This is a genomic window from Streptomyces sp. 3211.6, assembly GCF_003634815.1.
Lineage (GTDB): Bacteria > Actinomycetota > Actinomycetes > Streptomycetales > Streptomycetaceae > Streptomyces > Streptomyces katrae_A.
On sequence record NZ_RBXC01000001.1, the window covers coordinates 873,654 to 894,600 of the forward strand.

17 protein-coding genes and 1 pseudogene are annotated in these 20,947 nt (G+C 65.3%); 11 read left to right on the top strand and 7 right to left on the bottom strand.

Going from position 1 to position 20,947, the window contains the following annotated elements; translation table 11 throughout:
• Positions 1 to 338 precede the first annotated feature (338 nt).
• Complete coding sequence (locus BX286_RS36020; RefSeq protein WP_148710253.1) at positions 339 to 2,531, bottom strand: hypothetical protein; 2,193 nt, start codon at positions 2,529 to 2,531, stop codon at positions 339 to 341.
• 357 nt (positions 2,532 to 2,888) lie between these two features.
• On the opposite strand from BX286_RS36020, the gene BX286_RS04310 reads away from it, so the two are divergent.
• Positions 2,889 to 3,383: a transposase gene (locus BX286_RS04310; RefSeq protein WP_398898193.1), complete on the top strand. Its 495-nt coding sequence runs from the start codon at positions 2,889 to 2,891 to the stop codon at positions 3,381 to 3,383.
• A 271-nt stretch (positions 3,384 to 3,654) separates the two neighbouring features.
• Here BX286_RS04310 and BX286_RS36390 read toward each other — a convergent pair whose 3' ends face one another.
• A complete protein-coding gene (locus BX286_RS36390) occupies positions 3,655 to 3,798 on the bottom strand; it encodes a hypothetical protein (protein ID WP_187344083.1) in 144 nt (47 codons plus the stop codon).
• 219 nt (positions 3,799 to 4,017) lie between these two features.
• Between BX286_RS36390 and BX286_RS37355 the strand changes: the two genes are divergently transcribed.
• The 7 genes and pseudogenes from BX286_RS37355 (at position 4,018) to BX286_RS04345 (ending at position 10,579) form a co-directional block, all read left to right on the top strand.
• Positions 4,018 to 4,296, top strand: coding sequence for a GFA family protein (locus tag BX286_RS37355; RefSeq protein ID WP_261993614.1), 279 nt, complete (start codon positions 4,018 to 4,020; stop codon positions 4,294 to 4,296).
• A 613-nt stretch (positions 4,297 to 4,909) separates the two neighbouring features.
• Positions 4,910 to 5,032 (top strand): annotated as a pseudogene (locus BX286_RS37360) (aldehyde-activating protein); the annotation flags it as partial.
• A gap of 166 nt (positions 5,033 to 5,198) precedes the next feature.
• Positions 5,199 to 5,558: a class I SAM-dependent methyltransferase gene (locus BX286_RS04325; protein WP_121014566.1), complete on the top strand. Its 360-nt coding sequence runs from the start codon at positions 5,199 to 5,201 to the stop codon at positions 5,556 to 5,558.
• A gap of 66 nt (positions 5,559 to 5,624) precedes the next feature.
• Complete coding sequence (locus BX286_RS04330; RefSeq protein ID WP_121014567.1) at positions 5,625 to 5,891, top strand: hypothetical protein; 267 nt, start codon at positions 5,625 to 5,627, stop codon at positions 5,889 to 5,891.
• Positions 5,892 to 6,029: 138 nt separating this feature from the next.
• Positions 6,030 to 7,133 carry a tyrosine-type recombinase/integrase gene (locus tag BX286_RS04335; protein WP_261993350.1) on the top strand — a complete coding sequence of 368 codons (1,104 nt, stop codon included), beginning with the start codon at positions 6,030 to 6,032 and terminating at the stop codon, positions 7,131 to 7,133.
• Positions 7,126 to 9,534 (top strand): site-specific integrase, encoded by a 2,409-nt coding sequence (locus BX286_RS04340; protein WP_121014568.1) that lies wholly within the window; start codon positions 7,126 to 7,128, stop codon positions 9,532 to 9,534. Before BX286_RS04335 ends, BX286_RS04340 begins: the two co-directional genes overlap by 8 nt.
• A 91-nt stretch (positions 9,535 to 9,625) precedes the next feature.
• On the top strand, positions 9,626 to 10,579 hold the full coding sequence (locus tag BX286_RS04345; RefSeq protein WP_121017553.1) for an IS481 family transposase: 954 nt from the start codon (positions 9,626 to 9,628) through the stop codon (positions 10,577 to 10,579).
• A gap of 196 nt (positions 10,580 to 10,775) precedes the next feature.
• Here the strand turns inward: BX286_RS04345 and BX286_RS04350 are convergent, their stop codons facing one another.
• Positions 10,776 to 11,261, bottom strand: coding sequence for a hypothetical protein (locus tag BX286_RS04350; RefSeq protein WP_261993351.1), 486 nt, complete (start codon positions 11,259 to 11,261; stop codon positions 10,776 to 10,778).
• A gap of 55 nt (positions 11,262 to 11,316) precedes the next feature.
• Between BX286_RS04350 and BX286_RS04355 the strand changes: the two genes are divergently transcribed.
• Together BX286_RS04355 and BX286_RS04360 are read left to right on the top strand one after the other, a co-directional pair.
• On the top strand, positions 11,317 to 12,351 hold the full coding sequence (locus tag BX286_RS04355) for a site-specific integrase (RefSeq protein WP_261993352.1): 1,035 nt from the start codon (positions 11,317 to 11,319) through the stop codon (positions 12,349 to 12,351).
• The gene (locus tag BX286_RS04360; protein ID WP_261993353.1) at positions 12,348 to 14,723 is read left to right on the top strand and encodes a site-specific integrase; all 2,376 of its coding nucleotides are present in this window, start codon (positions 12,348 to 12,350) and stop codon (positions 14,721 to 14,723) included. Before BX286_RS04355 ends, BX286_RS04360 begins: the two co-directional genes overlap by 4 nt.
• Before the next feature lie 145 nt (positions 14,724 to 14,868).
• Here BX286_RS04360 and BX286_RS04365 read toward each other — a convergent pair whose 3' ends face one another.
• The gene (locus BX286_RS04365; RefSeq protein ID WP_121014569.1) at positions 14,869 to 15,144 is read right to left on the bottom strand and encodes a hypothetical protein; all 276 of its coding nucleotides are present in this window, start codon (positions 15,142 to 15,144) and stop codon (positions 14,869 to 14,871) included.
• Positions 15,145 to 15,203: 59 nt separating this feature from the next.
• The gene (locus tag BX286_RS04370) at positions 15,204 to 15,827 is read right to left on the bottom strand and encodes a DUF6000 family protein (RefSeq protein WP_121014570.1); all 624 of its coding nucleotides are present in this window, start codon (positions 15,825 to 15,827) and stop codon (positions 15,204 to 15,206) included.
• A gap of 100 nt (positions 15,828 to 15,927) precedes the next feature.
• Between BX286_RS04370 and BX286_RS04375 the strand changes: the two genes are divergently transcribed.
• Positions 15,928 to 16,143: a hypothetical protein gene (locus BX286_RS04375; protein WP_121014571.1), complete on the top strand. Its 216-nt coding sequence runs from the start codon at positions 15,928 to 15,930 to the stop codon at positions 16,141 to 16,143.
• 114 nt (positions 16,144 to 16,257) lie between these two features.
• On the opposite strand, the gene BX286_RS04380 is transcribed toward BX286_RS04375, so the two are convergent.
• Complete coding sequence (locus tag BX286_RS04380; protein ID WP_121014572.1) at positions 16,258 to 20,538, bottom strand: serine protease; 4,281 nt, start codon at positions 20,536 to 20,538, stop codon at positions 16,258 to 16,260.
• 1 nt (position 20,539) lies between these two features.
• Positions 20,540 to 20,857: a trypco2 family protein gene (locus BX286_RS04385; protein ID WP_121014573.1), complete on the bottom strand. Its 318-nt coding sequence runs from the start codon at positions 20,855 to 20,857 to the stop codon at positions 20,540 to 20,542.
• Between the last annotated feature and the right edge of the window lie 90 nt (positions 20,858 to 20,947).

Here is a 20,947-nt window from a genome sequence, read left to right on the forward strand (position 1 = left end):
TCTCGCACTTTCCGTCAGCGAATCCCCGCATCGGGGTGAGGACGGTTGTTCTTGCTTTGGTGTCGTGTTGCCAAACGGGGTATGGCGGGGGCTGGGCCTGTGGGTTTGCATGTTGCACTGTGCTGTGTCGGGCCTACCAGGGGCTTGATGTCTGTCTGGCGTTCCACGGCCTGAAGCCGGACACGCTCCCGTGCGGCCCTCCCCGGCGTCGGTCAACCCGATGCCCTGCGCGTACCTCACAGCCTGGTGCTACCGGATCGGACCAACCACCGTCAGGCGAGCGGCCCCGACATCACCTAATCAAGTTCAGCAGCACTTCGGCAAAGCCCGTTGGCGGACTATTCATGCTGATGCATCAGATCCAGAAACTTCTCTCCGTCGACGTGCAGGTTGATTTGCTCCAGAGTGGGAATGGCGGACCGGTTGAGCGGCTCGCCATTTCCGCGCGAACTCATCTTGATGATGGCTTCCATGGAGCGTACTCCGTGCTCATACCCGGGCACTCCAAGAAAAGCACGCAACACTGCGTCATCCACATCGAAGGAGCCATCTCCATCTTGCCCAACGCTGTTTGACTTCAAGAGGGAGTTGAGGATCAGCGCCCGGCGGAGCATCAGGTATCCATCAGGCGGCGACGTGCTCCTTTTTGACCTACGGATTGACGGCCGAGTGGACCTACTGATTGAAGGCCGGTGGCGGGCGCTCGGCTTGCTCCAGCCTGGAATGTCCACAGATGGTATGTCGATGTAACCTTGGAGTCTGCTAACAAAGTCAACGGCCTTAGTCTCGGGAGGTGTGTCATTAACCTTGGAATTGAACTCTGCGAAGGTCGGGAAAGTGCCTCCAGCGAACACGAAAACCGACGGTCCTATCAGATGAACCTGATCTCCCTGTTGAAATTGCCCATCTTGTATTGGTGCAAGGAAGTACCTGAGCCAGCCGAGAGGCATCCCCAGTGAAGTGTCAAACTCATCCCAAAAGGCTAGAGGGATTGACCCCCTCAATCCAGCATCCCGGATGCTATGAAGCGCGCCAACGAGGTCGGAAGGAGTGTTGAACTGAGACAAGTTGAATGGATCAAGCGGTGCTATGTGGCCATCTTTCTGCCACGGCTTCACCAGCTGCTTAATGGCGTAACTCTTCCCAGACCCAGGGCCACCAAAAACAGCAAGGGCTAGTGGCTTGGTGTCAAATCCGGCCTTGTCGCAGTAGTTGGATACCAAGTTTCGGATCGCCCGCAAGCTCTCTATCTCTTCTCTGTCGACCGTCACCAGTTCGCCAAATTTCCCGACAGGCAAATCCTCACTAAGGTCCTTCAAGCCCTTCAAGCCCTTCTTTGCGACTTTAAGGACTTGTGTGCCGGAAGGTTCCGACAATATGCGTGGGCGGCGTCCACTCGTGGCGTTGTCTCCTTCGGGGATATCGGACTCTTTGAGCACCCGTTTGTGCGTAGCTCTCTTTGTGAATATTTCGATCGGTACTGTGAACTCGTTTGTACCCGGATTGCACTCAAACCCTTTCTCGTGCAGTCGCTGCATGCAGGTCAGCCCGTCCCTGATACCCTTAACCAGCTTGGTATGTGCGGAACCAGGATCGTTATTCGCCAGCTCGGCTCCCAGGCAGGTGCACAGGCAACTGCCGTAACCGAACATCATGCCAAGCCGTTTATGCTTTTCTTCCCAGTCCCCTTCCACTGACGTCTCATCGTAGACAAGTTTTGGTGTTTCGTCGCGGCCTATAAGCAGTGCACCCGTAGGGCCGAAGGACACGATCAGAAAGCGGCAGTACTTCAGGCTCTCCAGAGGGGAGCCGTCTTTGATTTCTACCAATACATCGCTGACGGATCGCTCCCATGACAGATCTCTGCTGATATCGGCGTGCCGTTCTCTCAGCCGCGCGGCAGACACTTGCACGATTATGCGCTCTTTAAGCCAGTCGCGCGGATTGCCCTTCAGGCGCTTTGTGATCATTTCCCAGAGATCGCCATTGACGGCATCATCGCTCATCTTCAGAAGCACCCAGGGTTGCGGATCCGGGGCGCCCTTAGGAATAATCGCATTCAAAGCTTTCTGGGTTTTGAACTGATCCCTGTAACCCAAGTTGGCGTCGTCGATTACTATGACTTTAGGTGTGCCCCCGTGAGGCTCCGGCAGGGATTTATGTGCAGGCTCCATACCCCGACGAAACCCAAGGTATCGCTCGACTCTTCTGGCTTTTGCCTTCCGTGCATCGCCTTCCTTTTCTTTCGGTCGGTCATCGCGGGCATACTTGGCGAATACTGCGTAAGAATGGTTGTAGTTCGCGAATTCATTTTCCGTAAATTCGGCGCCGTGTCGACATATTTTGTCGGCTCCGATCTTTGCTTTCATCATTTTTTCCAGCAAGAAGATGCCGCCAAATTGTCTGCGAAGGTTCACTCGCGCATGCAGGCGTTCGTGTGAGTAGCGGAGCTGTTCCCGACCTTCTGGTTCGATTGCCCAATCGATTGTCTGGTCCCCGAACACGCAGATCGAAGGTTCATTGCTAGGCATAGCGGCTTCCAAACGAGGCAAGCTGTCATTGCAGATCAACAGAAGTCCGGCATCCTATTTAGGCTGCACGTCGCCCTTGGGGGTGGCGCCTGCATTAGCGCGTCAGTGCGCAGACTTCCCATGCCATTGGACACCTAGACCACGAGACACGCCATCCGGGCTTGTTGGCTATGGGACAGTGACCGACGGAGACCCGCCATCAGCTTGGTTGCCGATGCCACTGCTCCTCGCCGGCGAACAGGCTCGACTGTAGGAGGGTGTGACGTCCACTCTGCCTCCTTCTGAATGCACCACGACACCTTGGCTTTGGGCCCCGTGGGCGAGACGTTGGGCCCCAGGTAATGCGACGCGACCTGCATGGGACACGGCCTGTGTAGCAACGAGCTGGGACCGGACTGCGGTACCGATTACCTGGGAAGTAGAGAACACGGACGCTCGGAGATCCGACGGATCAAGGTGGCCACGGTCAACGGCCTGCTCTTCCCCGGGGCCCGGCAGGCCGTCCAGATCAAGCGCCGTCGCACCGGCCGCAAGACCGGCAAGACCGGCAAGACCACCATCAAGACCGTCTACGCCGTCACCAGCCTCACCGCGGAGCAAGCCGACCCCGCCCAACTCGCGACCCTGATCCGTGATCACTGGCAGATCGAAGCCCTGCACCACGTCAGAGACACCACCATCGCCGAAGACGCCTCTCAGCTGCGAACAGGCAACGCACCCCGGGCGATGGCCACCTGGCGTAACCTCGCCATCGGCGCTCTGCGGCTGGCCGGCGCGACCAACATCGCCGCCGCTCTGCGACACAACGCCCGCAACACGGACCGCCCGCTCACCCTGCTCGGGCTCAAGTGATCACGAAACGGACGCCCGTCGACTCCGCCGACAGCCCTGGGGAACAGGCCCGCCAGGCCGAAGCCCACCTCGCCTCGGCGACATCAACGCCGCCCTCGACATCGGCCACCAGGTCATCGACGCCATGGGCGGCATCGACTCCGTCCGCACCACAGGCACCCTCACCGACCTCCGCACCCGGCTCACCGGCCACCAGCACATCCGCGCCGTGGCCGACTTCCTCGCTTACGCGGCCTGACCGGCGCCGGGCACTTGGCTTCTCCGGTCCGGCCTACGGGTTCCAGTCGTACGCCTCATCGTCCTCCCACCCGGCGTCCCGGTCGTCGTCGCCGAGCAGGTCGTTCACCTCGTCCTCGGTGAGCTCGTCGTCCGTGAGGCTCAGGATGCCCCGCCTCCGTCCCCGGCTGACGATCACGGAGGCGATGGCACACTGGTGGGCCCAACTTGCCTATAACGTCCGGGAGATAACCTTATGAACGCCCCCCCCGTTGCCGACACCCAGGGAGCCGAAACAACTGGGGCGCGCACCGGCGGCTGTCTCTGCGGCCGTATCCGTTTCACCACCCGAGGTCCCGCCGTCTTCCCTCACACCTGTGTCTGCCGCCACTGTCAAAAGCTCGGCGGCACACCAGTGATGTGGTGGGTGGGCTTCGAGACGGTCACTTGGACCGGTGAGGGCGGTGAGCCGACCTGGTACGAGACCTTCGAAGGCGAGGCGAAACGCGGCTTCTGCCCGACCTGCGGCAGCCGCATCGCGGCGATCGACAGCGACATCCCGCAGATCGGCATCAACGTCACCGCCCTCGACGACACCAGCGGCCCAGACCTCGTACCGATCCACGCGTCCTTCCGCGACAACGCCGTGCACTGGCTGCCCCCAGTGCCGGAGACCAAGCACAGCACGGCCGGTTGACCGCCCGTCCACTGGTCGGCAACTTCACCTGCTCCCTTGGTGGCCCCGGCCAGCACCCCGTCCTCGCCCGCCATCAGGGCGCCAACTCCCGGGCCGAGGTCCGCGGCTGGACCTGCGCGGCCAGGATGACGGAGAACTCTGCGAGAACCGTGCGATAGTCCAAAGACGGTCCAGAGGATGCTCAACCAGGGCGACTTCAGAAACGCGCTGGGCTACTTCCTTGAGTCATTCGGGCCGTTCGACCTGACGAGAAGATAGCGAACGGCTACATCCCAGGACTTTGAGAATTGCGCGCCGCTTCGGAGTATCTGGGTGAGTGGAACATCGGGAAATCAGCGCAGAACTGAGAGCCGCTCTGCATAGGGAACGTGCTCGACGACGAGAACCTACACAGGTTCATCAATTTCATCGAAGCGGCCTACATCGCGCCGGTGAACGAGGCACAGTCGACCTGACAGGAACTGCTCGTTCGAACCGTTGGGTGGCCGCCCCACTCCTTCGACGGCCACCACCGCACGCGACCACACGGAGAAGGCACATGATGTGAACACATGGACTTGACAGGGAAACCTGCAGTTGCCGGTACTGTCAGGGCCTGTCGGGGGCACCGATGATGTCGTGGGTCTCCTTCCCGCTCGACGGTCTGGCCTGGTCCGGCGCCGAGCCGTCGTGGCACTACACGTGGCCGGACTCCAAGCGCGGCTTCTGCCCGTCCTGCGGCAGCCAGATCTGCGCCCTCGACGACGGCGCCACCAGCATCGCAGTCACCCTCTCCGCGCTGGGCAACCCACCCGACCTGTCCCGGTCAACCAGTCCTTCCGCGAGACCGCCGTGCCCTGGCTGCCCCAGGTCCCCGACACCCGCCGTTGAACACCACGCCCACACCACGAGATCGGAGACCCGTGTCCCTGTTCGACTCGGTGGACCGCTACTACGCCCGATACCGCCCCCGGCTGCCCGACCAGGTGATCCAACTCCTGGCCCGGGAACTGGCCGGCGTGGCGGCGCCCAGGCTGCTGGACCTCGGCGCCGGCACCGGACAGGTCGCCCTGTCCATGCTGCCGACCTTGCCTCCCGCATCCCACCTGGACCTCGTGGACCAGGACGAGGGGATGCTCCGCACCGCGCTCGACGAGTTCGGACCCCAGCTGGGCGAGCGCACCGCCACCGTGCACGCCGTCCCGGCCGAGAAGTTCACCCCCGCCCAACCCGGCTACCAGGCGGATCTGGTCACCTGCTGCCGGGCGTTCCACCCCGTTTAGTGAACTAAGCGTCGAATAATGCCAGGTCAGGTGGGTTGCGGCGTGTCTGCGTGTGGAAGGAGGTGGATGTTGCTCAACTGCTGCCTCGTGAACGAACCTTTGGTTGTCCGCGATGTCGGTCGCCTGCGTCTGCCGCAGGTCGGCCGGGTCGCTCCGTACGACGGCGACGTGCCGTTCCTGGTCCTCGACGCACAGGACCAGCCGGTGGTATCTGTCCTCGACTATCTGCGCACGTGCCAGGCATGCGGCTTCGAACCCCTGAGCATCGAGGCGTATGCACGTGCCTTGCTGCGCTGGTTCCGACCTGTTAACTGCACCATGTCTCGATCGTGAACCAGGCGGATTGCCTGGTCTTTCCAGGAGCGTGGTGGGGTGGAGGACGTAAGACGTGTCCTGATGGAAGGGAAGTGCTCGGTTCCCGAAGTCGGCGCCGTAGCCGCAGGGACGACGAGAGACCTTCCGTTCGTCCTGGTGGACGCTGACGGCTGCGAGGTCGGGCCGGTCAGTGCCTACTTGAGGGATCTGGTGCTGGGAGACGTTAGCCCGCTGACCTGCCGGAGCTACGGATTCGGGCTGTTGCGGTGGCACAGGCTGCTCTGGTTTCTGCAGATCCCCTGGGACAGGGCCACAGAGGCCGAAGTTGCGGCGCTGGTTGGCTGGCTGCGCGAAGCACGCAACCCGCAGCGGCTGCGCAAGCGGAACGGCGCATCTCCACCACCAGGGAAGGTCAATCTGAAGACCGGCAAGCCGTCGCTCCGGGAGGGGTACGCGCCGAGCACGATCAACCACAACCTCAGCGTCGTCAGCGGGTTCTATGCATTTCACGCGAGGTTCGGCGCTGGTCCGGTGGTCAATCCGGTGCCGGCCTCGCGGGGGCCTCGCGAGGCTCTTGCACATCGATCTCCGCTGGAGCCGACGCCGGTGTTCCGGCGGGGCCGGCTGAGGCAGAAGGTGCCGGCGCAGGCTCCGCGGTCCATCCCCGATCACTTGTGGGATGAGTTGTTCGCCGGAATGGGCTGCGACCGTGACCGCGCGCTCCTGGAGTTCTACGTCTCCTCCGGGGCCAGGGCGAGTGAGCTGCTGGGAGTCGGTTTGGACGATGTCGACTGGTCGGGCCAGCCGATTTACGTGATCAGCAAGGGCACCCGCATCCGGCAGGCCGTGCCCGCCTCCCCGAACGCCTTCCGCTACCTGGGCAGCTATCTGGCCGCCGACGGGTTGCCGGACCCGGGCCAATCGGTGTGGCGCACCCGCCGCGGGGATTCGCGCCCGTTGACGTATTGGGCGACGCACCGAATTCTCCAGCGGGCCAACGACAAGCTGGGCACGAACTGGACTTTGCACGATGCCCGTCACACTGCGGCGGTCAGGATGGCCGGAGACGAGCGGCTCACCCTCGCTGAGGTGCAGACGATCTTGCGGCACGCCCACCTCGACACCACCGGCCGCTACCTGACGGCCCGTGTGGAGGACATGCACGACAAGCTCCAGGAGCACTACACCAAGCCCCGTCCCCAGCGCACCTTCGCCGCCGGATACGACCCGGAGGACATCAAGGCGGTGTTCGGTGGCTGAACCTGGCACCCGGACCAAGCCGAGCAGGAAGGGACTCAGCCGCTTCGTCAGCGTCAACGCCGCTCCCGCCCCAGCCCCCGCGGTCCCGCCACGCCCCCGAGGCGATCTGACACGCGCCTCCATCGAGGAGATCGCGCAGGCGGTACGCACGACGTGGCCCACGAAGTCGGCCGACAACCGCTGGAACCGAAGCCGCGGCGCCCGCGACCTCCTGCACCACCTGAGCCAGTTCCCGGGCGAGACCTGGCAGGAGCGATGGGAGGCCAGCGGGTTCAATCAGGGCGGGAACCCCGTGTCCGTCCTGAGATCGGCGCCCAGGGACAGGAGCCAGATCGGCACCGGCGCTGCCTGCCTGATGTGCCTGCGGATCATCCAGCCCTCGCTGGAGGCATTCCGGTCGAACACCTTCCTCTACTACGGGCAGCGCTTCCTCGCCGCCCAGAACGACCCGCTGCTGGAGAAGTTCTGGGCCGATGTCCAGGCCACGCCGGTGAACCCGATCCACCACGGGACCGCGCTGTTCGACATCGCGGTCGCCCTCACCACGCAGGGCATCGCCCTGGCCGACCTGACCCCCGCAGCCCTCCTGCACTACGCGTGGGAGTGTCGCCGTCAAGGCCTCGTCCTGGGGGCACGCGGAGCCGGCAGCCGGTTCCCCGGACACCTGGCCTGGCAAGTGCTCCACACGATGGAGCACTTCCCCTCCCATGGGCCGACGACGCTGAAGGCCGCCCTCCTCAACGGGCGATTGACGGTCGAAGAACTGGTCGACCGCTACAAGATCCGCAATACAGGGGTCCGGCACCTGCTCGTCGCCTACCTGGAACGACGCAAACCCGAACTCGACTACTCGACGCTCGACAACCTGTCCCGCCACCTGGCCAGCAACTTCTGGACGATCGTCGAACAACTTGCCCCCAGCCAGCCCGACCTACGCATCGACGGCGAGCTCTACCAGCGGTGGCGCGAGCGTGTCGCGGTCCGCATGGATGGCAAGGGGATGCGCGACGTCGACCCCATCCTTCGGGCAGTCCGTGCCTTCTACGCCGATCTGCAGGCGTGGGCGGCGGCGGAACCTGAGCAGTGGGCGATCTGGGTGGCACCCTGTCCGGTCTCCGACGCTGAGGTCCGCGGTTACGGGATCCGCAAACGACGCGTCAAGGAACGCATGGACGACCGCACGTGGCAACGGCAACCCCTGCTGAACACCCTCGTGGAACACCTGGAAGACCGGTACGGCCACCTCCGTGACCTCCTTGCTCAGGTCGCGGACGCAACCGGCGGACAGACCGTCACGCTGGAGGGCCGCACCTACCAGCGCCTGTGGAGCCGGGTCGACGAGCGCCGCGTCCGGCTCGGAGGGCTGGCGAACGTCCGGGTCCTCGACCTGGAGAGTGGCAAGTACATCAACGTCACGCATGCCGAGGACGCCGCATTCTGGGAGTGGGCAATCGTTGAGGTCCTGCGGCACTCAGGTGTGCGTATAGAGGAGGCGCTGGAACTCACCCATCTCAGCATCCGGCAGTACCAACGACCCAACGGCGAGGTCATCGCCTTGCTCGTCATCGCTCCCTCGAAGAGTGACCGGGAACGCGTCATCCCCATGTCCGCCGAGCTGTTCGCCGTCATCGCGGCCATCGTCCGCCGCCACACCACCGGCAGCCGAACCATCCCGCTGTTGCCCCGCTACGACCCGAAGGAACGACAGAGCAGCCCGCCCATGCCGTTCCTGTTCCAACGCAAGATCGGCACCAAGCACGAGGTCATGTCAGACACCACCGTGGTGAACATGCTGAAGCGCCACTGCGTCGAGCTCGCCGAACAGCACCCCGGCTTCCTTGCCACCAGCTTCACCCCACACGATTTTCGCCGACTCCTGGCCACGGAACTCGTCAACAGCGGGCTCCCCATCCACATCGGAGCAGCCCTGCTCGGGCATTTGAATCTTCAAACGACTCGCGGTTACGTCGCCGTGTTCAATGAGGACGTCGTCCGGCGCTACCAGGGATTCCTCGACCGGCGCCGCCAAGCCCGACCAACAGACGAGTACCGACCAGTCACCGAACCCGAATGGCGCGGCTTCGAGGAGCACTTCGACCAGCGCAAAGTTGAGCTGGGAGGATGCGCCCGCCCCTACTCGACACCTTGCCAACATGAGCACGCCTGCCTGAGATGTCCCATGATCAACATCAACCCGAAGATGCTGCCCCGCCTTGACGAGATCGAAGTCGACCTTCTGGGCCGCCGGGCCCGGGCCGAAGCAGAGGGGTGGCTCGGTGAGATCGAAGGGATCGACCTCACCCTGTCCTTCCTGCGCCAGAAGCGAGACCAGACCCGTCGGCTCGCCAGGGTCGCACCGGTCGACCTAGGTGTATTGCCCTGGGAGGTTGTGGACGGGTGATGCAGGTCTCGGCTGAGGGATCTTGAACGGGTGAGGGCCTTCCGGGTTCGGTGTGGATTGCGACGTCTACACCGACCAGCAGAAGGCCCTCATGCCCCACCGTAATGCACCCCTGACCGAGACCGGACGCCTTCGCCTGGCCCGCTGCGTGGTCGAGGACGGCTGGCCGCTGCGCCGGGCGGCCGAGCGATTCCAGGTCTCGCCCACCACCGCCCAGCGGTGGGCGGCCCGCTACCGGGCCGGGGGTGAGGCCGGAATGACCGACCGGTCCTCGCGCCCGCACACCAGCCCACGCCGGACCCCGACCCGCATCGAGCGGCGGATCATCAAGGTCCGCCTCGCCCGCCGGTGGGGGCCCGCCCGCATCGCCCACCTGCTCAACCTGGTGCCCTCGACGGTGCACCGGATCCTGACCCGGTTCGGCCTGGCCCGTCTCACGCACCTGGACCGCGCCACCGGCGCCGTCATACGCCGCTACGAACGCGAGCGTCCGGGCGAGCTGGTCCACGTGGACGTCAAGAAGCTCGGCAACATCCCCGACGGCGGCGGCCACAAGACCCTCGGCCGCCAGGCCGGCCGCAAGAACCGCTCCAGCGCCGGCTACAGCTACATCCACACCGCCGTCGACGACCACTCCCGCCTCGCCTACAGCGAGATCCACGCCGACGAGAAGAAGGAGACCGCCACCGCCTTCTGGGCCCGGGCCCAGGCCTACTTCGCCGGCGTGGGCATCACCGTCGAACGGGTCCTGACCGACAACGGCGCCTGCTACCGCTCCCGCGACTGGCGCGACGCCCTGACAGCGGCCGGGATCGCCCACAAGCGAACCCGGCCCTACCGGCCCCAGACCAACGGCAAGGTCGAACGCCTCAACCGGACCCTGCTCGAGGAGTGGGCCTACGCCCGCCCCTACCAGTCAGAGCAGGAACGACGCGACGCCTTCCCTGGCTGGCTCCACACCTACAATCACCACCGCGGACACACCGCACTCGCAGGCAAACCACCCGCCAGCCGCGTCCCCAACCTCACAGGGCAGTACACCTAGGCATCCCCGGCATCGCACCGCGATCAGCCGCCAGGCGAGAATGAGGGGATGCATTGCCTGCAGGCGGTCATCTCCACCGAATCTGTGCTCCGCGAGCTGGCCGTCACCGCGACAGACGACTGGCTCTCGCCCACGAACGGGTCAAAGCCTGACGATCACACCACTTTCCTTGGTGCAGAGAAGCCCTACCAAGGACTCACACCAGCAGCCGAATCGACGGAACTTCTGCATCGGCTGCGATCACCGTCTCGCACTCGCCGCAATACACAGAGCCGGGTCGCCGCACGTTCGTCTGGATCGAACCCTTGCCCGACGCTTCCTTGTGTGGGCAGTAGCACCCGTAGTGCAGGCGAACCCAGGAACTCAACGGCGTCGCCGGCCCACCTCGCTTGGCATCCTGGAACGGCGCCCACCAGAAGTCCACCACGGACTTCAATACGAGCCGGTCGTCCTGGCTCGTGACATCGAACGCCACGATCCGTGCTGCCGCGAAGTGGTGCTCGTCTCGGCCGCTCATGCAGACAGCGCGCTCGGCCCCCCACTTCAGCACTGTGGTCCGGCCCACGCGCTCGCAGACAAAGCAATCCAAGCTCAGTTCGATCGTGCGCTCCCAGAACAAGCGATCACGATGAACCTCCTCCAGTCCCGACAGAACCGCACTGATCTCAAGGCTGCGCAACATTGCGCGATCGTCGCACACCTGCGCCATCCGCACACGGAGGAGCCCGACTTGCCAAGTGCAGAGAAGGTTCCTGCGCGCGGTTGAGGTGTCGTGGGATCGAGCGACGCGCGTGGACGCTCGGGATTTCAGCTGCTGGATCCAGCTGACGGTCAAGCCGCGAGCGACCGCGGCCAGGCGACGGCCAGCCCGTACCGTCGGCGCCCCGAATCCGGTGACCGGGAAAACGAGCCCTGGGCTCGGCTATGCCCCGTCGACCGTCGCTCACAGCGAGACGGTATTGCGCAGGTTCTATGACCTGCACCGTGATGCCGGATCTGGGCCGCTGCTCAACCCGTTCCCGCTGGACTTGGCGCGTCGTGCCGGCCGCGCGCACGCACACCACAACCCGATGGACGCCTGGGCGCCGGAGCGGACGGGCCGCTATCGGCCCACGGTTCCGCGCCGGATTCCGCGCTCGATCCCGGATGAGTGGTTCAACACGCTGTTCGCGGCGCTGCCGTCGAACCGGGACCGGGCCATGATCGCGTTTTGGATCTCCAGCGGTGTCCGGGCCTCGGAGCTGATCGGCATCCGGCAGTGCGACGTGGACCCAGGGCAGCAGCTGATCAGCGTTGTGCGGAAGGGCTCCCGGGCACGGCAGCAGGTGCCGGCCTCGGCGGATGCGTTCGTGTGGCTGCGGCTCTACGAGCAGGAGCTGCACGGGCTGGTGCCGCGGGGCCGGACGCTGCCAGTGTGGTGGACGCTGCGGCGTCCGTTTCAGCCGCTGACCTATCACGGCGCCCACCGCATGTTCGAGCGGGTAAACGCCACCTTCGGTGCGGACTGGACCCTTCACGACCTTCGTCACAGCGCTGCCGCCCGCATGGTGCGCGACCCGGCGCTGACGCTGACCGACGTCCAGTGGGTCCTCGGACACGCGCATCTGACCACGACCGAGATCTACCTCGCGCCGCGCCAGGAAGAAGTCGTGGCCGAGGTGCTGGCCCACCACGCCCGGCAGGCAGACCGGCACGCCGAGCCAGTGCCGCCGCCTCCGGCACCCGGCTACGACCCGCAAGCCTTGGACGTGCTGTTCGGGCGGTCATCATGACCATCACTACGAAGCACTCGACGCGCCGACAACTGCAGACCGCAAATGCAACAGCCGAACAGGCCCGGGCACGGAACAACGTACTGCGGGAACGGTTTCCGCCCCGCGCCGCGGAAGCGTGGTGGCCGGTGACAGCGCAGTCGGCGGATATGGTGCTGCATCGGCTGACGGCGCCACCGTTCTTGCCGGCAGCCAACGCCACCCGGGCCGGACGACGGCGCGGGGTCGCCAAACTTCTGCGCTGGCTGTCCGGCCTCCCAGGGGATACCTGGCAGCAGCGATGGAAAGCCAGCCGCGCCGAGGAGATCCCCGGCGCGGACTGGACAGACCTCCCGCTGCGTTTCTTGCGCCAGAGTGGACCGTCGCCGTCGTATGAGCGCGTTGACCTAACCTCCGGGCTACTGATGCTGGTCTGCGGCGACGTCATCCGTCCCGACCTGGCCTGGATGCTCACCCGTACCCACAAGCACCTGGCCCACGTCATGGCCGAGGTCCGCGACCCCGAAGGGTTTGCAAGGCTGGCAAAGCTGGCCGAGACCGGGCCAACCAGCGCCCGAGGCGACGCCACCATCGCGGCGACTCGGATCGCGATGCTCCTGGCCTGCAAGGGCGGGACGATCGCGAGCATCACCGTCGGCGACTGCGTGGAGCTGGTCGACGCCTTGCGTCGGGTCCATGTCCGTGGGGGTCAGCGCAAAGTCGACTTCTACCTTCGGCTGCGGGTCTTGGGAGTCTTCCCTGAGGACGCGCCGGCCACGATCCGGGCGTTTGGGCTTGCCGCCGGCCGGTTGAGCATCGAAGAACTCGTGGATCGCTATCCGATCCGGTGCCGCCCGGTCCGCGACCTGATCGTGGACTACCTGCGCGAACGGCAGCCGTCGTTGGACTACACCAGCCTGGACGCGCTGTCGCGGACGCTGGCCGGGCTGTTCTGGACCCGGATCGAAACGCTCTCGCCAGGCATCGACTCCCTGCGGCTGCCACCGGCACTGGCCCGGGCCTGGAAAACAGACATCGCCACCAAGAAACGCACCACGATCGGTCCAGACGGCACCGCCGTCGAGGCCGCCAGCCCCAGGCTGAACGCCAAGGACGAGCTCATCCGCGTCCGCGCCTTCTATCTGGACATCGCCCATTGGGCTGCGGAAGAGCCGGCCCGCTGGGCACCGTGGGTAGTGCCCTGCCCTATCAGCGACGAAGAGATCAGCAAGGCCAGGGACCGCAAACACCGCAAGGCCCGGATGGACCAGCGCACTCGCGAACGGCTACCCCTCCTGCCGGTGCTGGCCGACGCCGTCGATCGCAGACGACGCGCCGCAGCCGAACTACTTGCCGCCGCCGAGCACACCCCGCCTGGGGACCTGATCCCCGACACCGCCGGAGCCTTGCGCAGAGCCGTCACGTCCAAGGCCGCTGGGCACCTGACCTGGGCCGAGGAGACGTCAACGGGTCGGCGGCGGAACCTCACCCACGAGGAGACCGAAGCCTTCTGGGCCTTCGCCGCGATCGAGGTCCTGCGCCTGACCGGCATCCGCAACGAAGAGCTCCTGGAGCTGACCCACCACAGCATCACCGAATACCGGCTCCCCAGCACCGGCGAAGTCGTGCCCCTGCTGCAGGTCGCCCCGTCCAAGACCGACAGCGAACGGCTCCTGCTGGTCAGCCCGGAACTGGCGGACGTCCTCTCCAGCATCATCCGCCGCCTGCAAGGAAGCAGCCGTGCGATCCCGCTGGTGACCTCCTACGACGTCCACGAGCGGGTCTGGAACCCGCCGATGCCGCTGCTGTTCCAGCGCGATATCGGCACCGAGCACCGCGCTTTCACCCCGACCGCGCTCCGCAAGCTTCTGATCAACGCGCTGGCCGCCACCGGGCTGACCGACGCCGCTGGCGAACCGCTCGTCTTCTCCCCGCACGACTTCCGCAGGATCTTCGTGACCGACGCCATCATGAACGGTCTGCCACCGCACATCGCCCAAGTGCTCTGCGGGCATCGGAGTCTTGATACAACGATGGGCTACAAGGCGATCTACCCGGCCGAGACCATCGAGGCCCACCGCGCCTTCATCGCCCGTCGCCGGGCCAGCCGGCCCAGCGAGAGTATCGGACGCCGACCGAGGAGGAATGGGACGCCTTTCTCGCGCACTTCGAGAAGCGCAAGGTCTCCATCGGCACCTGCGGTCGCGCCTTTTCAAGCCCTTGTGTTCATGAACACGCTTGTATTCGTTGCTCGCTTCTCCGGCCGGACCCGGCTCAGCGCGGCCGGTTGGAGGAGATCCGCGACAACCTCGTCGCTCGCATCGCTGAGGCCGAGCGCGAAGGCTGGCTCGGTGAGGTTGAGGGGCTTCGTGTCAGTTTGGCCGGCGCCATAGACAAGCTCGCCCAGGTCGACGCACTAGCCGAGAGACAGTCGGCTGCGGTCCAGCTCGGCATGCCGGGCTTCAGCCGGTCCGGAGGAATCGCTGGGACGCCGAGACCAACGTCATGATCGAAGCCAGAGACGAGCGAAGACGAGGATCAAAACGGAATCGACAGCCCGGCCTCGCGCAGCTGGGAGAGGGCTGTGGACATGCACTGCTGCACCGTCCTCCCATCAGCACGCATGCCATGCTCCAAGGGACCGCCGCTGGCTGCGAACGTCCACGCCGGCGCGCTGTCAGCCACCCTCTCGGCGTCAATCCTGATCATGGCATTCACGCCCTGCTCACCCAGCCACTCCAGGATGAGGAGTGTCACGTCCTCGATGCCACCATCCTGGTCGATCTTTGGCCAGCGGCCCTGGTTTCCTGTCATTGCCCAGACTCTACCGAGGGGTCCGAAGCAGTCGGCGTCCAGCGGTCAGGCCGGGAGGATCAGGGCCTGGTTTTCATTCTGACGAAGAGGTCAGCGCACTCGCTGGCGAAAGAACAGAGTTGGTCTACGACCTGCTGGTACTCCTGCGGATCCCGCACCACGTTCGACGTGGCATCGGTCCACTGCTGCCACAGGCCACCGGCGGCAAGGTATCGGGATGCTCGCTCGGTCCCAAGGACGGCATCGAGGTGAAGCAGTGTGCTGAGAGCAAAGGTCTGGTCGTAGACGAGGTCAGGTTGAGGCAAGTAGCGATCAAGGTATCTGCAGACCAGATCGGCGTCCGCGCTGGTGCCGAAAGCGGCAAGAGTGATGCAGTAGGACCCGCCGTAGGGGCCTCCGCTGGCCAGCAAGAGTTCGCCGATGCGGCTGCGGAACTCGGTCCTGCCAGCCACGGCAACCAGCCAGGAGGCAGTCTTACGCTCTCGCCAACCGCCTTCGAAAAGGATGCCGAGCTCAGCGGGAGTGATCTCCCCGGCAGCCTCGACCAGCTCCCTCATGAAAAGGTCGCGCTCAGGCCCGCTCAACCGCAGCGAGCTTCCACCCAGCCGCAGGTACCGCCGGCCGGGCGTGACGAATCGTCGGACCAGGTCCATGAGCTCCGGGTCGGTGTTGGCATAGCGCATGGCTGCATCTTTGCCGGGCGAGGACGCAGCTGCCAGCGGTTTACCCAGGGCACCGAGTAGCGATCGCTAGTTCAGAGAAGCCTGCCTGCGGTGCCCGCTCATGCAACCCGACCCGGCCCAGAAGCACCGGCTCGACGAGATCATCGTCAACCTCCGCGACCGCCTGGCAGAGGCCCACGAACGCGGCTGGCTTGGCGAGGTCGAAGGGCTGCAGATCACCATCGCTGCAGCCGAGCACAAGCTCGCCAGCATGACCCGACAGATCAACCTTGGCATGCCCGCCATCCCACCCCGACGCCGGCCAGACGTATCCTGAAGGACCCCATCGTGCGTCACGAGTTCAACGAGCTGTCGCCCCCTCCGCCCCGCCCTATTGCCCTCCTCAGGGAAGGCAATAGGGCGACAGGCCCACCGGATCGTCTGATCCGAGTCACCGTACGTGGTACCGCAGAAGCTCGGGCCAGCCCGAATGAGCGTGCCCCTGCCGTGAGTGCAGCAGCAAGGTGCCGTGCAGTCTTGTCCGGACCTCACCTGGAACCGCGGGATCGTCAAGGAGGCTGCGCACCCACGCAGGCGTGGTCTCCGCCTTGTCCACTGTCTCCACCAGCACTGAAGTGGCCAGGGTCGGCTCGGTCATCAACGTGCGTGCGAGAAACTGCCGTTCGGTCTCCCGCAGCCCCTCGGTGAGCCGGAGGACCGTACCGGTCCAGGTCCGGGCAATCTCCCGCTTCCACTTGGCTCCATCGCGCTGGACCACCTGCAGCGCTTCCGCGGCCGTGATCAGTAGCTCCGCCGCCCAGGAGGCGTTGTGATCCGTCATCCTGTCGATGAGGAAGCCGTAGGGCTCGATGATCCTGCTCAAGAACCCCCGCTGCGCCTCGTCTGCGACGTCGTACCCGGAATCGGTTGCCAGGGAGAGGAGGGCTTCGGCCACGTCGTAGGCGTCCTCCAGGTCCCCGAGGTTCGCGTACGCCTGGGCCATCACTCGCCTGGCCATCGCCTCCTGGGCGATGGCCTTCCCCTTGATTGCTCCCACCGCGCGCCGACCAGCACCCTCGTCGATGATTGGCTGGAGTGCCTGATGCACCAGGGGTACCGATTCCGGGCCCCATGACCGGGCACGGACCGTGTCCTCTGCCAGCCTGAGCAGGGCCTCTCGCAGGTCCTGCGCGGCCGCGGCCTTGAGGGCGTCCGTGATCTCAATGGCTTGAGGATGGGCATCGACCCCAACGTCGAGAAGAGCCTTCCACAACATGTAGCCCTGACGTCGGATGTGCGGCAGGGCATGCTTCACCAAGCGCTTGCGGTAGTCGACGAGACGCGACCACTGAGCCGACGTGAACCACGCCTGAGCTGTCGACCGGTCCGCCTGCTGAACCTTCGTGACGGCCTGCTGCACGAGGTCGGGCTGATTAGTGCTGTCCGCGTAGGGGAGCAAGTCGTCGATGAGGTGCGGGTGCGTGGTGACCTTGCGCTGTAGGTCTCCTCCTACCCGGGTGACGCTGTCCCTTCCGGTGGTCAGCGTGGTGACACGTCGACGGGCGTCCGGGTCGGTGAGGAACGTGTGCAGCATGTGCTCTGCCTGAGGGTGACCGCCGGCCGCCGCATCCACCAGGAACACGCAGCACGCGTCTGACGTCAGCCAATAGCGGTCGGCTGCCTCCTCCGGTACGACCGGAAGCAGATCGCGCAGCACGGTGTCTGGCAGGTCGGCGTCGTGCAGTGCCCTGCGCATGAGCCATGGGGTTCTCTTCGCCCCGTCCGGATCCGTGTGCGGGCAGGGCAGGGCCCCCAGGGCTTCCTTGCAACGGATGACGACTAGAGCGGTGAGGGGAGAGACAGCAACGTTCTCGTCAGCGCCCCACACTGGTGCGGCCAACGGCGTGCGCGTGAAGCGCTCCGGCTGGCCGATCAGAGCCTCGGTGAGAACCGCGTTACAGACCGCGACCTGCTGGTCCGGCTTCCGGGTGGAGAGGCATGTACTCAGGAAGTGTGCCGCGTGCGCCTCGTCGGCCTGCATGACAGCTGCGGTCCATCCCCGCAGTACGGCGCGTCGACTCAGCGGGCTTGCCCGGCGGTTCTGGTCGGCCTCGAGAGCCTCTGCGACGGCCGGTGCGGCGTCGGCGGACTTGGGTCTCGTGGCAAGAAACAGGCAAGCATAAGCACGTTCCAGGTCGAGACTGGTCATCTTCGGGTTCAGCCGCTCCAGTGCGGTCAGCACGCCTTTGGCCGCGCGACGGGCGAGCCGGGGGGTGTGACACCAGCCGATGATGCCCAGTGTCAGGTCCGTCAGCCCCCCGCCGTTGCCGGCCTCGGCGAGCCGCGCCGCGAAGGCGAGCGCTTCGTCCAGGACAGTCTCCGGGTCGGCTGCAGCGACGGCCGAGAGGACGGCCGTGTACGGGTACTCGTTGTATCCCCTGTTGTCGACGGGCCGCTCCCGTAGCCAGTCCAGGCATGCATGGTCCTCAAGGAACCGCCACGCTTCTGCGGCGTTCGTAGCGGCGAGGCGGATCAGTGCCTCAAGAAGCGGTCTGCGCAGGGCAAGCTGCTGGCTGTCTGGGCGGTTCCAGATGACCGAAAGGTCCCCGAAGGGCCGTACCGAATCGGGGTGCACGACCGAGGGCAGCATGGTGAGAAACCGGCGGACGTCGTTAGGCTCGGCACTCTTGAGGGTGGCGCGTCCGAGGGTGACCAGCTCGGCGTCGGGATGCTTGAGCTTCGCATAGACCGGCAGAGCCAGGCTCACCAGCGCTGGACGGTCCGAGGCCAGCCAGGGGCCGAGCAGGCCGGTCAGGGGATCGGTACCCGAGGCGGACCAGCGGTCGGCCATAAGGAGCACCTCGGAGGCCACCTCGCCGAAGAACAGGTCACCGGGGTCCTGCTTCACCCGCTCCAGTAGCTCTTGGACCGCCTCGGCACCGCACGATAGGACGCCTCGCGCGGCCGCATGTTCGAAGAATGTCTGATGGAAGAACCACAGTCGATTGACCTGCCGGCGCAAGGTGAAGACACCTCGGGTCCGCAGGAGGTCGATCGCAGCAGAGGCCCCCACCGGACCGCAGCTCTCCATGTCCCGCAAGCGCGCTTCGAGTTCCGGCCGAGTGATGTCAAGCCGACCGAGGGCGAGCAGAAGCCTCGCAGTCGACTCGGCAAATCCGGACAGATCGACATCCTGGCCTTGCTCCGGACGCCGCCATGCCCGGTGATCAGCGCGGATTCGCTTGTGCCAGTACTCGTCGTACAGCCGCGGCGTGTCAACGTCTTCGTCCGGCTTGTCTGGGGCGTAGACCTCGAACAACAGCCGCAGTGCGAATGGGTTGGCACACACCTCGCGCAGCGCTCGTCCGCGGGAGGCGGCATTGAGGACGCTGCTCGCCACCTCGTCCGCGGTGAAGGTCCGCACCCCCGCGTAGAAGTGCCGGCTGTAGGCGTGCACGGCTGCCCAGCATTCCTCATCGTCGTACGACAGCAGGTTGACACGCCTGTTGGGCAGCTGGTCTTCCACACCGGTGGTGCGCAGGAGGGTGGCTTCCACCGGACGGCATGTCACCACCGTGGGAATGCGTAGCCGTACTAGTGAGGTCAACAGTTCGACAACTACGTTGCGGGTGTCGTCACTGTGTAAGAGCAGGTCGAGGGTGTCGAGGAGTAGGACTGGGCGCTTCTTCGACTGCGCCAGTTCCGCGAGTGCGGCGTGCAGCTGCGGCGGGGAGATTCCCGCCGTGCTCTGGCCTTCCCGCCTCAGGCCAGCGAGCAGATCGCTGGCGCGCACGAGCACGGGCTGCCGTCCTTGGGCGTTCAACTGATGGTGCAGACCCCACAGCAACGTGGTCTTGCCGTGTCCTGCCTCGCCGACGACCAGGGTGACCTTCCCCTCGTCTAGGCGGCGCAGGATATCCGCCTCGACGTGGCGGCTTACGTACATGCCGCCTGAGAGCGTCAGCAGCTGCTCGTCAGGGCCCTTGGCCACGACGTCCGCGTCGGAGACGGCGCCCTCCGACAGGCGAATCATCAGACCAAGGGCATACTCAGCTTGCGCGTTGGGCTGCCCATCCGCGGAGATGGTCCTCAGTACGGGCGCTTCCGCATGACGCTGCATCAGTTCGACGAATCCCGGATGGGTCACGAAGGTGTGGACCGGGCAGGCGTGGAGCCGACGGTTCGCAAAGGCGTCGTCGTCGTGGATGGCCACACCGACGAGATGGTCGTAGCAGAACACCGCGCTGCCCGAAACACCCCCCCAGGCCTTCTTGAAGTCCGCCGGCCCCGCCGGGGCGACATCCTGGTCCAGGGCATAGTTCTTGCCCGGGCTATTACCCCCGGTCAGTAAGGCCAGGGTGCCCCGGAGGTGCTCAGGCTCCCGTCGACCGTCGCCCTTGACACTTGCTTCCGGGAAACCCATCCCCTCGTACTGCAGTGGCTTCATTCCGACTGGTTGTGCCCAACGCACCTGACCCGATACCGATACCGGTTCGTCCAGCAGGAGCACGGCGGCATCCCGCTCGGGATGGACCCACGCCACCGTCGCGGAATACTCCACCCGGCTGCCCGGCCTCGGATGGCCGACGCGCACGGTGATCCGCGGCCACGCGGAAGCAACAACATGCCGGGCCGTCAGCACCAGCCTCGGAGCGATGAGGTACCCGGAGCCGAGTTCCCTATATCCGTCCGCGTCGCCGCAGCGGACATCCGCCAGCCTGTGATCGTCCAACTCAGTCCTCGTCGTCCCACGAGCCGGTCCGGTTGTGCGAGATTTCAGGGCTCGAGCCGCCAGCCGCCCTGTCCTTGACCTTCAGCTTGAGCGTCAGCTTGTGCGTGCGGGCCGAAGCTCGCGAACCCCCGAGGCCTCCCCTTACCACCCCGAACTCCAACTTTCCGTCGGCCTGGCCGGTATGGCGCAGCTCCAGCGTGAGCTCCAGCTGAGCCTCCTCGACCTGGAAGGAAAACTGTTCACCGCTACCTTGCTCCTGGGCCTGATACAGCTCCTCCCGCAGCTCCTCGATTGCCGCAGCCAGTCCGATCGCCGCCATCCGACCTCTACCTTCGTCCTCGCGGGGTTCGGGTTGTGCCGAACCAAGTGAGCCAGCAGTTTGCCAAGGGATCACCCTATTACAAAACAG